We start from the raw sequence: 15,057 nt of genomic DNA, 5'->3' as shown, positions 1-15,057 counted from the left end.
GTCTAAACCTCTCCGTCGCCCAGTGGCCCCAACATCTCACGTGCTCGCCAGAACATTGGCTCCCCATCCTCGGCAAGAACATCCAGTTCGGGATCATCCAATGTCAACAGGAAGTCGTGCAGGCGCCTGCTGCGGTCGATGCTGCTTGTTGCGACGGTTATCGCCGCAGGCGCGCACAGGCAGCCTTCGTGCGGCTCAAGCGTCAACTCGACGCCGGTACGCTCACCACAGAAGAACATCTGGCCAAACGGTGAAATCGCGTAGGTATGGAAACTGTCCTTGCCCGACAGCGGGCTGTCCGCCAGGAAAACATCGAGCAGGGCTGCATAGTGCTCAGGGTTGACCATCGTCAGTCGATCATCGTGATAGCGCGCAAGTCCGTCGCGCTGCCACAGTGCCAGCAATGCATCCGGAAGCCTGACCCTCCATAGGGCCAGCGTCGCTTCGGTGACAGGCGATCCTGGAGAGTGGGTGCTGAGTTGATCCATAACGCTCTTCATGAACGGATCTGGGGCATCGAAATCCGTGGCTGGCGAGCAAGCCTCGGGGCGGCCCCTGGCTTCCGGGTCGTTCGGCAGCAGGTCGAGAAAGGTCAACATCATCTCGGCCCGTGCAAGCTCCGGGTTCCACTCCAGACCTGAAATGACGGTCGCTTTGTCTCCAGAGACAAGCAACAACGTTCCCGCCGGAAGGCTTTGCCATGGCTCGTTCAGCACCAGATAACGCCGCGGTTCCTGTTCGGCATCATCGTCAAGAATGATGACTGGCGGACCGTCCTGCACACATCCCGCGGCCACCTCGACTGCTGCGTCGATCACACCCGCGTCAGGATCGTACGGGTCGATCGGAGCGGAGTAGGGCTGCTGGAACGCTCCAAATGTCTGCAGCGCCTGCTGAAGCGCCGCGAGGGAGTTGGGATCAATGGTCAATGGGTCGGGTGTTGCCGGAAGCTGCAATGCAACTGAAAGGCAGAGGGCCATGCTGGTCATCGAGCTGCAGTCTTATCTGAACTGGAATCGGCCCATCACGATGAGCGGCGGATTGGCCGAGGTCCATGCAAACAATCCGAAACTGTATAGCTCTCTCGGATCCATCCACGCATGGCGTGGATCTACTGACGCAGCCTGGCTCTGGTAGATGCCGACCTTGGTCGGCATTGATGCCTACACGCGCGATCATCCACGCATGGCGTGGAGCTACCGCGCTGCAGCACCCAGGCGCTGTGGGAATTCGGACCGGAGCCGTGCGCGCACCGCTTCGACTACGTTGGCATAGCGTCGCCGCTGGATGTAAAAGCCCATATAGAACAGCAGCAGGGCCACCAGCATCGGCGACGCCGACGGGCGGACCAGAATGATCGGTACCATCATCAGCGTCAGGCCCAGCGCGAACCAGCTGCACAGTCCGACCACCCGCACCTCCCGGCGCCGCGCGTCGATCATCACCCGACCGCGCATCAGCGGAAAATAGCGACCGCCGAAGCTGGGTGCGAAGCTCTCGCGAAAGGCGATGCTGCCGTCAGGCAGCGCATGGAACACCAGACGCAACCAGGTGTCGGTCGGCAGGTCATGCTCCAGGCCGGCCAGCGAAAGCTGGGCCAGCTCTGCAGGCGTAGCAGTGATGCGCTGGGTGAACAGGGTTATGCCGGTACGGAAGAAAAACGGCACCCACATCACCAGCAGCAGAACTTCGATCAGCAGCAAGGTAATCAGTGCGATGGCCATCGGTCTTCCATGAACGGGACCGGCGCATCATGCCACAGCAGCTGCGGAGTCTCCGGGGGGCTGCCCAGTAGATCCACGCCATGCGTGGATGACGTCCAGAACGAGCCGCAGTCCTGGCGGGCCCGTCCAAAGAGTCGAGCAGCTTCTTTGGGTCAATCCCCTTCCACCAGGTCGCTGAGATCCAGAATTTGTGGGTCAACACTGTGTGCGACGATGCTGCGGATCATTCCGGGCTTGGGCCGAAGTGAATAGGCCCGCATCGTGTGGATGGGATTGAACTCCAGCCAGGGACAGGATGAGTGCCCCACGACTACCGGCATGTTGAAACTGATGTCCTTGGGATCATCCAGTGGGAGAGTCCATTTGCCACCGTGATGCTGGCACACGAGATCGCCAAGATATCGTGCAAACACAACTCTCAGAGCACCCTGTTCGTCCTCCGACAGCGTTGCAGACATCAGTGCGTACAGGAACTCAATGCGATCAAGGCTCTCCAGGCTGCCATCAAGGTCGATGCCGCGGGAGTGCCCTTGGTCGACCAGCCACTCAATCTGGCCGTCCATGATCATCAGAAAGTCATCGAAGACCTCGCGGGCCTTTCCAAGGTCGAGTGCCATTTTGAGTCTTGAGCAGCAAGGGCGGAGCGGGGAGTCTGTCCCGCTTTCGCAGCTCAAGCCATGCAATGAATCTGAAAGCACTGTCGGCAGAGAGCGCCGATCGATGCAGTAGATTCGAGACTGCAGACGTTCAGGTGAAAGCCATCCACGCATGGCGTGGATCTACTTCAACGCATCCCCATCCAGCCCCAGGTCCCACGCCAACCCCAGCAGGTCGTCGCTGGCCACAACCGGGGCAGGGCGCGCATCGGCCAGCTGCTGCAGCTCCTGTATTTCTTCGCGGGCCACATTTTCCAGCTGCCGCAGCTGCTCACGTACGCCCGCATTGCGCGGGCGTTCGTTCTCGTTGATCGGGGGCAGGGCGCGGATCAGGGTCATGGTGCGCTTGCAGGATGCATCCAAAGGCGGGTCACACGCAAAGGCCCCGGCAGAACCGGGGCCTCGCACGCTGCCGGAAGAGGCAGCGGACATCAGGATCAGAACAGCTCGACCGTACCGGCGCCCATGCTCTGCTGGGCAACCGGCTTGTGCGGCGGGCGTTCCCATTCGCTGCGCAGTTCGCGCAGGCGGTTGCCGGTACGCTGCAGGGCGGAGGCGATTTCTTCGTCGAACACGCCGCCGTTGCGATGCAGCAGTTCCTGCAGGGCCACCGCTTCGCGGTTGATCGCGGTCAGGCGGTCCAGGTGGGTATGTACGCCGCCCAGCGCCTGGGTGGCGATGTCCTCGAACTGCAGGGCGCGCACGGCTTCGGCCACGCTGCCGTCGATCGAGCGCGCGCAGTCGGACACTTCGCGCATGCCATCACCCAGCGACGCATTGATCTGTGCCACGTTGTCGAGCATTGCTGCGGCTTCCTGGCGCGCTTCACGGGAGCGGTCCATATCGCGCGAGGCCATGTGCGAAACCGTCTCGCGGACCTTCGCGATGGCATCCTTGGAGCTGTGTGCCAGCTTGCGGATCTGCTCGTTGAAGGTGGTCGATCGCTCGGACAGGTTGCGTACCTCGTCGGCAACCACGGCGAAGCCACGACCGGCTTCACCGGCACGCGCAGCTTCGATGGCGGCGTTCAGGGCCAACAGGTTGGTCTGGTCAGCAATCGACTTGACGTCTTCCAGCAGCGCGAAGATGCCATCCAGATGCTGCGCCATCTGGTCGATGTGCTGCACGGTGGTGCTGCTTTGGCCGCTCACCTGTTCCAGCGCTTCCACCAGCTGCTCCATGCGGTGGCTGGCGTGCTGGGCGAAGCGGGCAACGTCGAGGCCGGCGCCGCCTTCGTCACCCGCACGGTCGACGATGCGCGACAGCGCCTGGCTCTGCTGGCGCGACTTGCGGTTCATCGCATCGAAGCTGCCGCCGAGGCTGGAGACGGCCTGGCGGATCAGGTCACGGGCGCGTTCCACTTCGCCACGCGAACCGTCGATCTCGTTGCCGACGAAGTTGCGCAGTTCGGTCAGCAGCTGGTCCTGCTCACGCAGGACACGGGCATGTTCCGGGGAACGGTGCGCCTGGGCGCGGGCGGTCCACCACGCAAAGCCGAGCCAGCTCAGCGTCATCGTGGTCAGGATCGCCCAGCGCAGGGCGACCGGCCATTCGAAACCGATGGCGAAGGGGAGCAGCAGGGTCAAGGCCAGGGGGGCGGCCAGACGGATGAAAATGCGTGAGTACATGGACGTTCTCGGGAGGTGCACGGAGGATGTATCGGCCGTACCCCCCTTCTCTTTAACGTCGATGTGCTTCGAAATGCATTCTGAATGCGCCGGTTTTCCGGCGCGCCCGGGTGGGCCGGCCGCGGGGTCGGATCCCTTTTCCACGGAAAAGGGCTCTGACCCCACACAGTCAGGCCAGCTGCCGGTCCACGGCCTCGACCATCGCCTTGCGGCTGAGCAGGAAGTCCCAGTAGCTGCCACCCAGCTGCCGCCACAGCACGGCGGCGCGCACGGCGGCCAGCAGCAGTGCGCGGATCTCGGCCACCACGCCGGCCTGGCCCAGGTAGTGCGGGTTGCCCTGCACCATCACCCGCGGCTTGAGGTGGCTGATGGTGTCCGCATACAGGCCGCCCAGGGCGGCCAGTACATCGGGATGGCCGCTGTCCCCCAGCTCGGCGGCCTGCTGCTGGGCGCGCTCGATGCCCGAGGCGACCTTGTTCACGGTGGCCCCGTCCTGCACGAACCTGCGCTCCAGCTGCAGCACCGACAGGGCCAGCTTGGGCAGGATCGGGTCCTGGCCCTGGTTGCGGAAATGGTTGTGCAGCAGGCGCAGGCCGGACTTCAATGCGTGCCGATCGCCAAACACCGCCTGCGGCGAGGACGCATCGATGCGGAACACGCTGTCCACCGCGGTGCGCACGGCAGCGGCGTCGGAATGGCCGGTATCGGCGATACGGCGTACCTGCTGCAGGGCCTGGGCAATGCCGGCCAAAGCCAGAACGCGGTCGTCGACAGTGAAACTCATGCAGCGAGTACCTCAAAAGGGGAAGGGGTGGTGCGCAGGCGCTGTTCCAGCGGCGCGTCGGTGGCGGCGATCACCGCGCCACCCAGGCAGACCTCACCGTCATACAGCACCAGGGATTGCCCGGGGGTGACTGCACGCTGCGGCCGGGCGAAGGAAACCTGCACGCTGCCGTCGTCCAGCACGTCCACCGTGCACGGCTCATCCGGCTGCCGGTAGCGGGTCTGCGCGGTGCATTCAAAACGCCGTGCCGGCGGCGCACCGGCAATCCAGTGCGCGGTCTCCGAGCGCAGCCGGTTGGACAGCATCCACGGGCTGTCACGGTCCTGGTCCACATACAGCACGTTGCTGGCCACGTCCTTGCCGACCACATACCAGGGGGCGGCAGGGCGGCCGCGCACACCGCCGATGTTCAGGCCTTCGCGCTGGCCCAGGGTGAAATAGAAAACGCCAGGATGTTCGGCGATCACGCTGCCATCGCTGGGGTCGAGGATCTGCCCGGTCTTGGCCGGCAGGTAGCGTCCGAGGAACTCGCGAAAATCGCGCTCGCCGATGAAGCAGATGCCGGTGGAGTCCTTCTTGGCGTGGGTCGGCAGGCTCACGTCGCGGGCAATCCGGCGCAGGTCGCTCTTTTCCAGATCACCAATCGGGAACAGCGTGGCCGCCAGCTGTTCCTGCCCCAGCTGGTGCAGGAAGTAGCTCTGGTCCTTGGAACGGTCGGCGCCGCGTAACAGCAGCCATTGATGGCCGCGCTGGGCGATGCGTGCGTAGTGGCCGGTGGCGATCCGCTCGGCGCCCAGCTCGCGGGCCGCATCCAGGAAGTGCTTGAACTTCACTTCGCGGTTGCACAGCACGTCCGGATTCGGCGTGCGGCCGGCGGCGTACTCGGCAAGGAAGTGCTCGAACACCCCCTGCCAGTACTCGTTGGAGAAGTCGCGGAAATGGAACGGGATGCCCAGCAGCCCGCAGACAGCCACCGCATCGCGGCGATCATCTTCGGCGCGGCAGTCACCGCTGCCGTCGTCGGCCCAGTTCTGCATGAACAGACCGGCCACGGCCTCGCCCTGCTGTACCAGGCGCCAGGCGGCCACGGACGAATCCACGCCGCCCGACACGCCAACCATCACCCGTGGGCTGCTCATGCGACCTCCCGGACCAGTGCAAGCGGGTAGCGCTGGCCGGCCAGGTAGTCGGCCAGCACCTGCCAGACCAGCGGGCTGCGCTGGCGTCCGGCGGCGGCCTGCAGTTCGGCCGGGGTCATCCACAGCGCCCGATCGATGCCGGCATCCAGCGGCCGCGCCGGGTCGTGCGAGACCGGGCGCGCGGCATAGCAGAAGCGCAGGAACGGGGTGCCGTCAGCGGCGGTCCACTGGTAGCAGCCGATGAAGGCGGTCAGTTCCACTGTCCAGCCGGTTTCCTCGACCGTCTCGCGCAGGGCTGCTGCAGCCAGGCTTTCGCCCGGCTCCAGGTGCCCGGCCGGCTGGTTCAGCACCTGCCGGCCCTCGATGGTCTCTTCGACCAGCAGCACCCGGCCGCCGTCGACCACCACGGTGGCGACGGTTGCATGCGGTGCCCAGCGCGGGTCCGGCGAGGTGTTCAACTCAGAGATCGTCCTTCTTGGTCAGCTCCAGCTCCATCGCATCGGCGGTGCGGATGGCCGCATCGATGGCGTCGCTGAGCTGGTCGGAGGTCGCGTCGGCATCGATCTTCACCACGAACATCGCGGTCGACTCCTGCTTCACCCAGCCGCCCATCTTTGCATCCTGCGAGTCTTCCAGCAGGCGGTTGGCCACGGCCACCGGGAACTGCTTGGTCGGCGAGGTGTAACCCGGCGACCAGACCTCACGGATGTTGTGGGTACCGAAGTCTTCCACCGACGAGCGCACATAGACGATCTGGGTGCGATCGCCTTCGACGTCGAACACCATCTGATAATCGCCGTCTTCATCCACCTCGTAGGTGTAGCCCAGCTTTTCCAGATGACGGGCAACGGCCTTGTCGGCCTTCGCGCTGTCAGTGGTGGTCGCAGCGCCAGCGGTGCCAGCGGCAGCCAGGGCGATCAGCAGGGCGGAGAGAAGGGTCCTTTTCATGAAGATCCTGTGAAACCAAGAGTGTGGGAAGGTGCAATTGTGACGGCGGGCGTCCGTGCCGTCCATTCCGCGCAAGGCCGACGCAGGGCCGTCTCACCCCTTATAATGGACCGATGCCTCGCGAGTCCGCCCCCGATTCCCACCACGAGCACGGCGTTGCCGTGGAGCCCGCGCGCCCGGAAGTGGCGCCGCCGCCGTTCTATCAGGTCATGCTGCTCAATGACGACTACTCCCCGATGGATTTCGTCGTGGACGTCCTGCAGCAGTTCTTCAACATGGACCTGGACAAGGCCACCCAGGTGATGCTGCATGTCCACACCCGTGGCCGTGGCGTCTGCGGTGTGTTCACCCGCGAAGTGGCCGAAACCAAGGTTGCCCAGGTCAACGAGTACGCGCGGATGAACCAGCACCCGCTGCTGTGCACGATGGAAAAGGCCTGACCGGCCTCGATCTGTAGAGCCGAGCCCATGCTCGGCTGCTTTCTGCCCGGGCGTATCGACCCCGGATGGAGCGTGCCCACCAAGGTGGGCACCTACCAGGGCGGGCAGAGGGTTCACGCTTCCGCCAGCGCCTGCAAGGCCATCCCGGCTACCGCCTCATCGATGTCGGCCGGGTCGCCGTCATCCCGGAACCACACCGCTGACAGCCCGGCACTGGCCGCGATCCAGCGCAGCAGCCGCGTGCGCTCGATATCGGCCAGCCGGCAGACCTGTTCCAGCCGGGCGTGGAAGCGCTCTGGCCGGGTCGCCACATGGATGCCCGGCCCGCACAGGTCCGGGTTGCTGAACATCGTCGTGTAATCGAACGCGCGGTCGCCCAGCAGCCGCTTCGGATCGATCGCCAGCCAGCCCCGTGTGCCGAAATCCAGCACGTTGTCGTGGTGCAGGTCGCCATGCAGGGGCCGTATCTCCTGCTCGTCCTCCAGCAGTGCCATCGCCAGCGATCTGCACTGTTCCAGCAATGGCGGCAGCGATGCCCTTGCCTGCAGCAGATCGGCGAACCATCTACGCAGGCAGACCAGATCTTCTGGCGGCGCGCTCCGTGGCCGGTGCAGCTGCTGCAGGACCTGGCACAGGATCATGGTGCAGGCGTCGTCCTCGCCCTTGACCGAACGTTGCCGCAGCGATTCGCCGTGTGCCCGTTCGATCAGGATCGCCGGTCCCTCGTGGGCCAGCAGGCGTGCGGCACCGTCGCCGTTCCACCAGCGCAGCAGGCGATGGCCGTTCTGTTCCTCTGTCTCCGTGCTCACCTTCAACATGGCCGCCTCGCCAGAGGCGGTCAGCACCGGCCAGAGCCGGGCATGGGGGGTACGGATCGAAGGACCATCACGTCGCAATCGCCAGCGGCTCAGGTAGGGTTCGCTCATGGTCAGTGTGGTGTCCTGGAGTGAACGATGATCAAGCGGTTCGCACTGCTAACGCCATCTGAACGTCGCAATCCGCTAGGGTGATGGAAATCGCGTAGTCAGGCCGCATATTGTCCCCAACTGCCGCCGGAGTAATCCATGTTCAGCAAAGACCTCGAACACACCATCGGCCAATGCTATAAGCGCGCCCGTGAGGCCCGACATGAGTTCATGACGGTCGAACACCTGCTGCTGGCACTGCTCGACAACCCGTCCGCCCAGGCCGTACTGAAGGCCTGTGGCGCCGACGCCGACCGCCTGCGCCAGGAGCTGGAGCAGGCCATCGAGGCCTCCGTGTCCCGCCTGGCCGAAGATGATGGCCGCGATACCCAGCCGACCCTGGGCTTCCAGCGCGTGCTGCAGCGGGCCGTGTACCACGTGCAGTCCTCCGGCAAGAAGGAGGTCACCGGCGCCAACGTGCTGGTCGCCATCTTCGGCGAAAAGGACTCCCACGCCGTCTATTACCTCAACCAGCAGGACGTCACCCGGCTGGATGTGGTCAATTACCTGTCCCACGGCATCGCCAAGCTGGGCGAGGAGGGCGAGCAGCCGTCCTCGTCCGAGGGCGAAGGCCGCATGGAAGGAGGTGAGGGCGAGCCCAAGGGCGATGCCCTGACCGAGTTCGCCAGCAACCTCAACGAGCAGGCCCGTGCCGGTCGCATCGACCCGCTGGTGGGCCGTGCCGACGAGATCGAACGCACCATCCAGGTCCTGTGCCGCCGCCGCAAGAACAACCCGCTGTACGTGGGCGAGGCCGGCGTTGGCAAGACCGCCATTGCCGAGGGCCTGGCCCGACGCATCGTGGAAGGCTCGGTGCCGGACGTGCTGGCCGATGCGGTCATCTATTCGCTCGACCTGGGCGCGCTGGTGGCTGGCACCAAGTACCGTGGCGACTTCGAAAAGCGTCTGAAGGGTGTGCTGACCGCGTTGAAGAAGGTGCCTAATGCGGTGCTGTTCATCGACGAAATCCACACCATCATCGGCGCGGGTTCGGCGTCGGGCGGCACCATGGATGCCTCCAACCTGATCAAGCCGGCACTGGCGTCGGGCGAGCTGCGCTGCATCGGCTCGACCACCTTCCAGGAATACCGCGGCATCTTCGAGAAGGACCGGGCGCTGGCCCGTCGCTTCCAGAAGATCGACATCGTCGAGCCGACCGTGGGCGAAACCTACGAAATCCTGCAGGGCCTGAAGTCCAAGTACGAAGCCCACCACGGCGTCACCTACGCCGACGAAGCGCTGCAGGCTGCCGTCGACCTGTCGGTCAAGCACATCGCCGACCGCCTGCTGCCGGACAAGGCCATCGACGTGATCGATGAGGCCGGTGCCCGCCAGCGCCTGTTGCCGGAAGGCCAGCGCAAGGAGCTGATCGACGTCGAAGAGGTCGAGGCCATCGTCGCCAAGATGGCGCGCATCCCGGCCAAGCAGGTCAGTGCCACCGACAAGGATGTGTTGCAGCACCTGGAGCGCAACCTGAAGATGGTGATCTTCGGCCAGGATCCGGCCATCGGCACCCTGGCGTCGGCCATCAAGCTGGCGCGCTCGGGCCTGGGCAATCCGGAAAAGCCGATCGGCAACTTCCTGTTCGCCGGCCCCACCGGTGTCGGCAAGACCGAGGTGACCAAGCAGTTGGCGCTGCAGCTGGGCATCGAGCTGGTCCGCTTCGACATGTCCGAGTACATGGAGCCGCATTCGATCAGCCGCCTGATTGGTGCGCCTCCGGGCTACGTCGGCTTCGACCAGGGCGGCCTGCTGACCGAGAAGATCGTCAAGACGCCGCACTGCGTGCTGCTGCTGGATGAAATCGAGAAGGCGCACCCGGACATCTTCAACATCCTGTTGCAGGTGATGGACCGCGGCGTGCTGACCGACACCAACGGTCGCGAAGCCAACTTCAAGAACGTGGTGCTGGTGATGACCACCAATGCCGGCGCGGCGCAGGCCTCGCGGCGCTCGATCGGGTTCACCAAGCAGGACCACGCCACCGATGCGATGGAGACCATTCGTCGTGCGTTCACTCCGGAATTCCGCAACCGCCTCGATGCGGTGGTGCAGTTCCAGCCGCTGGGCTTCGAGCACATCCTGCGCGTGGTCGACAAGTTCCTGATCGAGCTGGAAATGCTGCTGCAGGAGAAGCACGTCAGCCTGTCGGCCACGCCGACCGCGCGCGACTGGCTGGCCCACCACGGCTTCGACCCGCTGATGGGCGCCCGTCCGATGGCGCGGGTGCTGCAGGACAAGGTCAAGCGCCCGCTGGCCGACGAGCTGCTGTTTGGCAAGCTGGTCAACGGCGGCAAGGTCAGCATCGACGTGCGCAACGACGAGCTGGTTGTCGAGGCGCAGGCCGAGCCTGAGCGGCTGTTGCCGGCCACGGTGGAGTAAGGGGCGCCGGGCACTGCCCGGGAGTGGAAGCAACGACAGGGCGGCTCAGGCCGCCCTTGTCGTGTCAGCCCTTCAGCGGCTGCGCTGGCGGGCCATGCGCTTGAAGGTAGCGGCTTCCAAAGGTTCGATCCGATCGACCGTGCAGCTGGCGCGGTCGGTCTTCAGCTCGCTGCGTGAATCGCCGCACAGCTGGTTGCTCTCGCCCTGGGTTTCAAACGCCAGCCGGCGCGAGGTCACGGCGCTGCTGCAGGTGCGAGTGAACACGACGCGGTAGTGCTGGTCACCATTGCGCAGCAGCACATCGCGATCGGCGCCGGCGCGGACGATCTGCTGATCCTCGCTCAAGGCAATGCAGCTGTCGCCGGTGGTTGCTGGCGGCGTGTCGGCAGCCTGGGTGGCGGGTGCGATCAAGGCGGCAGTGACGAGTGCGAGCGCGGCGAAGCCAGCGGGCAGGGAAGGCATGTTCATGGCGGGGGCAGGGGGTGGCGATCCGGACTGGATCGGGTGCCACGATGGCGCCGCCGGTGCGAATGCGAATCTGCCGCAAGCATGGCTGACCGATGTCACGGTGCATTCGGTCAGGGTGCCGTCCGGCAGGGCCGGATTTCAGGCATGACAAAAGGCCAGCGTCCAGGGCTGGCCTTGTCGGGGTGGCGCAACGCGCCAGCCGCTTACTTCATTCGGTAGGTGATACGACCCTTGGTCAGGTCGTACGGGGTCATTTCAACCTTGACCCGGTCACCGGTGAGGATGCGGATGTAGTTCTTGCGCATGCGGCCGGAGATGTGGGCGATGATTTCGTGCCCATTTTCCAGACGAACGCGGAAAGTGGTGTTCGGCAGCGTCTCGCTGACGGTGCCCTCGAACTCGATGGAATCGTCTTTCGACATGTAGTCCTGTGCGGTTCAGAAAACGGCCACGTTGGGCCTAAGGCGCAGCATTTTACGCGTCAAACGCCCAGCTTGCAAAGATTGTGTTATTCCCCGGCAAAATCCGCTGCCGGCACGCGCCCGACCAGCTGAGCCCAGGCGCCTTCCCGGCCCGGCGCCTGCACCGCGCTGCGGACCTGTTGCAGAAACGGCGCGCGCGGCAGGTGCTCGGCGCCCATGCGTAGCAGGTGCGGGTTCTCCACCTGCGCATCGATCAGTGGCCAACCCCAGCCATGCAGCGTGCGCGCCAGTGCCGCCAGCGCCACCTTGGAGCCGCCGCTGGCGCCACTGAACATGCTTTCGCCGAAGAACATCGCGCCGATGGCCACGCCATAGATACCACCGACCAGCGTCTGCCGGTCCCACACTTCGAAGGAATGCGCGAATCCCAGGTCGTGCAGCTTGCTGTAGGCATCCACCATCGCAGGGCTGATCCAGGTGCCGTCCTGGCCGGGACGGGGGGCGCTGGCGCAGGCACGCATCACCTGGCTGAAGGCGGTGTCGGCGGTCACTTCCCAGTTGCTGCCGCGCAGTTGCCGGCGGAACCTGCTGCTCAGGTGCACACCGTCGGTACGGAACACCATGCGCGGGTCCGGCGACCACCACAGGATCGGCTCGCCCTCGCTGAACCACGGAAAGATGCCGCCGGCATAGGCGTTGAGCAGGCGCAGCGGGTGCAGGTCGCCGCCCACGGCCAGCAGCCCGTCGGGTTGGCGCAGGGCGGTCTCGGCCGGCGGGAAGGGGGCATCCGGCGCATCGGCCAGGCGCCAGGGCAACTGACGGGTCATGCCGGCATTGTATTCGTCGTGGCGATACGCGATGTCTGGCACCATCACGCTTCACCGGCAAGGAGCCCCGCATGAGCGACCCCATCACCGCCATCCTCGATGCGCACGATGCGCCGCGCACACGCAATGACAGCCTGGGCATGCTGTTGACCCTGGCCAGCGAAGACCGCCCCCAGCTTGGCGCGCTGCTGCTGCAGGCGCTGGAGCGCCGCTCGCCCAGCTCCACCTTTCTCGATACGGCGCTGGATCTGCTGCCGGATGAAGCTGTCGCGCCGGTCTGTATCGATGCTTGGCGGCGCTATCGTGACGGCGAGCGCAGCGAGCTGCTGACCAGCGTGCTGGAGTTTGCCAGCTACCAGGCGCCGCAGGTGCTGCAGGAGGACTGGGACGCGCTGCTGGCGGTCGCCATCGAGGATGACATCCAACTGGCCCCGCAGGTCTGGCAGGCACTGCCGCCGCCGGTCGCGGCGAACTGGGCGCATCGGTTGACCGAGGCCGATGACGATCGCGAACTGGAGCGCGCCAAGGCACTGCTGTTGGCAGCCCAGCCGGAAACCCATGCCGCCGCCCGTGGTTACCTCGCCGACTGGAGCGATCTCGACGCGGAGGTGTGGGCGCACTGGGCAGGCCTGGCTGATGGCCCTCGGCTGCGCCGCCTGCATGACCAGCAACCGCTGCACCTGCGCTTTGGAATCAGGCAGCACCGTGCACAGGTGGCCGAAGAGCCGGGCTGGCGCAAGCGGATCTGGCGGCTGCACCCCACCTGGAATGGCGGTCAGGTGCAGCATGCGGGGCACATGGGCGGCTTGCTCGACGCTGTGTGTGGCAGTTGTCATGCACCGCTGCAGCGTCTGTTGCAGACCGACACTGCGGCGCTGGAGGAGGGAGCGGCCGGCTCGATCACCCTGGGCCTGTGCCTGGACTGCTGCGGGTGGGAAGATCCGCCCGTGCGTTTCTATCGCCACGATGCGGAAGGCGTGCCCAGCTGCCACCCCAGCCAGCACCGTGAGGTGCCGATCAATCCCACCGACAGCGGCGACCTGATGCAGGCCGACGTCGGTCTTGCCGCGATGGACAGCCCTCGCTGGCAGCAGCAGGACTGGGGCCAGTCCAATCATCGGCAGAACCTGTCGCGCGTGGGCGGCGCGCCCAGCTGGGTGCAGAGCGCGCACTACCCGGCGTGCGTCGATTGTGGCGAGCAGATGCCTTTCGTGATGCAGCTCGACTCAACATTGCCAACCACCAATGAGGGCATGTTGCTGTGGGGGAGCGGCGGCATGATGTACAGCTTCTGGTGCGGAAAGTGCCGGGTGAGCGGGCATTTCTGGCAGTGCACCTGAGCGCAGTGCCCTGAATTGCTCTGGTAGGTGCCAACCTTGGTTGGCACGCTTCTCCGACGCTACGGCTCCGCACGAAACGGGCTATGCCCCTGCAGCTCCTGCTGGTAGCGCCGCACATCCCGCCGCTCCTGCCGGCACCAGTCGCGCAGCGCCTCGGCAAACTCTGCATCGGCCACCCAGTGCCGGCTTCGCACGATGGTCGGCAGGAAGCCGCGTGCCAGCTTGTGCTCGCCCTGCGCGCCCGGCTCGAAGCGGGCCACGCCCTCGCGCAGACAGTACTCAATGCCCTGGTAGTAGCAGGCCTCGAAGTGCAGGCCGGGCAGGGTGGCGCCGCCCCAGTAACGGCCGTACAGCGTGTCGCCACCGCGCAGGCACAGTGCACCGGCAATGGGTTCGCCGTCCTGTTCGGCCAGGAACAACACCAGCCCGCGGCCCAGTGAAATCGCCAGGTGGCGCAGGAACGCCTCGGTCAGTGCTGGCGCGTTGCCGTATTCCAGGAACGTCTGCAGGTAGAAGCGGTACATCGCCTGCAGATCTGCGCGGCTGGCTTCGTCGCCATGAACCACCCGGAAGGTGATGCCCTGGCGGGTGACCTTGGCCCGCTCCTGGCGGATGTTCTTGCGGTGTTTGTGGTCCATCGCGCCCAGGAACTCTTCGAACGTCACCCAGTCACCCGGGTTCTGCCACTGGAACTGGATGTCCTCGCGCAGCAGCCAGTCGTCATCGAAGACCGTTTCGTCAGCTGCCGTGTGGAAGTTGATGTGTGCTGATGACACATCCAGCGCGGACAACTGTTCGCGCAGTGCCGTCAGCAGGGCGGTGCGCTGCGCGTCGTCACGGGCCAGCAGGCGCGGACCGGTCACCGGCGAGTACGGCACCGCGCCGAGCCACTTCGGGTAGTAGTCGCGGCCGTGGCGCGCATAGGCGTTGGCCCAGGCGTGGTCGAACACGAATTCACCGTGGGAATTGGTCTTCAGGTAGCCGGGAATGGCGCCGACCAGGGCATCACCGTCCCACAGGGTGAAGTGCTGCGGCTGCCAGCCCCAGTCCTCGCGCAGGCAGCCGTAGGTTTCCAGGCCGGACAGGAAGGCGTGGCTGACGAATGGATTGCGGCCATCGTGCAGGGCGTCCCAGGCGGTGGCGGGAACGGTCTGCAGGGAGTCGAGGAAGCGGGCGGTGGGCATGTGAGAAAGGATAGGGCAGGTGGGATGCGAACGGTGTTGGCGGGATCGGGTTGGTTTGTTCCGGGCCTTGAGTGAGGAAAGTTTGAATCCTTTGGGGGTGTGCGCGCGTTGGAAGAACGCCGCTGCGGCATCGGACAGGCTGGGTGCGTG

General features: G+C 65.4%; 17 protein-coding genes. 3 read left to right on the top strand and 14 right to left on the bottom strand.

Going from position 1 to position 15,057, the window contains the following annotated elements:
* Positions 1–2: 2 nt before the first annotated feature.
* The 9 genes from QOL57_RS00280 to QOL57_RS00240 form a co-directional block, all read right to left on the bottom strand.
* Positions 3–989 carry a GAD-like domain-containing protein gene (locus QOL57_RS00280; protein WP_089241068.1) on the bottom strand — a complete coding sequence of 329 codons (987 nt, stop codon included), beginning with the start codon at positions 987–989 and terminating at the stop codon, positions 3–5.
* Between the two features lie 207 nt (positions 990–1,196).
* The gene (locus tag QOL57_RS00275; RefSeq protein WP_089241070.1) at positions 1,197–1,724 is read right to left on the bottom strand and encodes a hypothetical protein; all 528 of its coding nucleotides are present in this window, start codon (positions 1,722–1,724) and stop codon (positions 1,197–1,199) included.
* Positions 1,725–1,876: 152 nt separating this feature from the next.
* The gene (locus QOL57_RS00270) at positions 1,877–2,341 is read right to left on the bottom strand and encodes a hypothetical protein (RefSeq protein ID WP_089241072.1); all 465 of its coding nucleotides are present in this window, start codon (positions 2,339–2,341) and stop codon (positions 1,877–1,879) included.
* Positions 2,342–2,503: 162 nt separating this feature from the next.
* Complete coding sequence (locus QOL57_RS00265) at positions 2,504–2,719, bottom strand: hypothetical protein (protein ID WP_089241074.1); 216 nt, start codon at positions 2,717–2,719, stop codon at positions 2,504–2,506.
* A 98-nt stretch (positions 2,720–2,817) separates the two neighbouring features.
* A complete protein-coding gene (locus QOL57_RS00260; RefSeq protein ID WP_025879122.1) occupies positions 2,818–4,008 on the bottom strand; it encodes a methyl-accepting chemotaxis protein in 1,191 nt (396 codons plus the stop codon).
* Positions 4,009–4,177: 169 nt separating this feature from the next.
* Complete coding sequence (gene hflD, locus QOL57_RS00255) at positions 4,178–4,792, bottom strand: high frequency lysogenization protein HflD (protein WP_089241076.1); 615 nt, start codon at positions 4,790–4,792, stop codon at positions 4,178–4,180.
* Positions 4,789–5,931, bottom strand: a complete 1,143-nt coding sequence (mnmA, locus tag QOL57_RS00250) for a tRNA 2-thiouridine(34) synthase MnmA (RefSeq protein WP_089241078.1) — start codon at positions 5,929–5,931, stop codon at positions 4,789–4,791. Before mnmA ends, hflD begins: the two co-directional genes overlap by 4 nt.
* A complete protein-coding gene (locus QOL57_RS00245) occupies positions 5,928–6,389 on the bottom strand; it encodes an NUDIX hydrolase (RefSeq protein WP_089241080.1) in 462 nt (153 codons plus the stop codon). Before QOL57_RS00245 ends, mnmA begins: the two co-directional genes overlap by 4 nt.
* A 1-nt stretch (position 6,390) precedes the next feature.
* A complete protein-coding gene (locus QOL57_RS00240) occupies positions 6,391–6,879 on the bottom strand; it encodes a hypothetical protein (protein WP_089241082.1) in 489 nt (162 codons plus the stop codon).
* Between the two features lie 113 nt (positions 6,880–6,992).
* On the opposite strand from QOL57_RS00240, the gene clpS reads away from it, so the two are divergent.
* Positions 6,993–7,319, top strand: a complete 327-nt coding sequence (gene clpS, locus QOL57_RS00235) for an ATP-dependent Clp protease adapter ClpS (RefSeq protein WP_025879127.1) — start codon at positions 6,993–6,995, stop codon at positions 7,317–7,319.
* A gap of 113 nt (positions 7,320–7,432) precedes the next feature.
* On the opposite strand, the gene QOL57_RS00230 is transcribed toward clpS, so the two are convergent.
* A complete protein-coding gene (locus QOL57_RS00230; protein WP_089241084.1) occupies positions 7,433–8,245 on the bottom strand; it encodes an APH(6) family putative aminoglycoside O-phosphotransferase in 813 nt (270 codons plus the stop codon).
* Positions 8,246–8,383: 138 nt separating this feature from the next.
* Here QOL57_RS00230 and clpA point away from each other — a divergent pair, with 138 nt between their 5' ends.
* Positions 8,384–10,666 (top strand): ATP-dependent Clp protease ATP-binding subunit ClpA, encoded by a 2,283-nt coding sequence (clpA, locus tag QOL57_RS00225; RefSeq protein ID WP_049467362.1) that lies wholly within the window; start codon positions 8,384–8,386, stop codon positions 10,664–10,666.
* 72 nt (positions 10,667–10,738) lie between these two features.
* Here the strand turns inward: clpA and QOL57_RS00220 are convergent, their stop codons facing one another.
* The 3 genes from QOL57_RS00220 to aat form a co-directional block, all read right to left on the bottom strand.
* A complete protein-coding gene (locus QOL57_RS00220; RefSeq protein ID WP_089241086.1) occupies positions 10,739–11,134 on the bottom strand; it encodes a hypothetical protein in 396 nt (131 codons plus the stop codon).
* A 203-nt stretch (positions 11,135–11,337) separates the two neighbouring features.
* Positions 11,338–11,556: a translation initiation factor IF-1 gene (gene infA, locus QOL57_RS00215; protein WP_005409596.1), complete on the bottom strand. Its 219-nt coding sequence runs from the start codon at positions 11,554–11,556 to the stop codon at positions 11,338–11,340.
* 86 nt (positions 11,557–11,642) lie between these two features.
* Positions 11,643–12,383 carry a leucyl/phenylalanyl-tRNA--protein transferase gene (aat, locus tag QOL57_RS00210; RefSeq protein ID WP_089241306.1) on the bottom strand — a complete coding sequence of 247 codons (741 nt, stop codon included), beginning with the start codon at positions 12,381–12,383 and terminating at the stop codon, positions 11,643–11,645.
* 71 nt (positions 12,384–12,454) lie between these two features.
* Between aat and QOL57_RS00205 the strand changes: the two genes are divergently transcribed.
* Complete coding sequence (locus QOL57_RS00205) at positions 12,455–13,723, top strand: hypothetical protein (protein ID WP_089241088.1); 1,269 nt, start codon at positions 12,455–12,457, stop codon at positions 13,721–13,723.
* 59 nt (positions 13,724–13,782) lie between these two features.
* Here the strand turns inward: QOL57_RS00205 and QOL57_RS00200 are convergent, their stop codons facing one another.
* A complete protein-coding gene (locus QOL57_RS00200) occupies positions 13,783–14,907 on the bottom strand; it encodes a GNAT family N-acetyltransferase (RefSeq protein ID WP_089241090.1) in 1,125 nt (374 codons plus the stop codon).
* Positions 14,908–15,057: the final 150 nt, after the last annotated feature.

The sequence above is a fragment of the Stenotrophomonas sp. yr243 genome (assembly GCF_900184195.1).
Classification (GTDB): Bacteria; Pseudomonadota; Gammaproteobacteria; order Xanthomonadales; family Xanthomonadaceae; genus Stenotrophomonas; species Stenotrophomonas lactitubi.
Note: the sequence above shows the minus strand (reverse complement) of the source record. Positions and strands in the feature narration are given on the sequence as shown.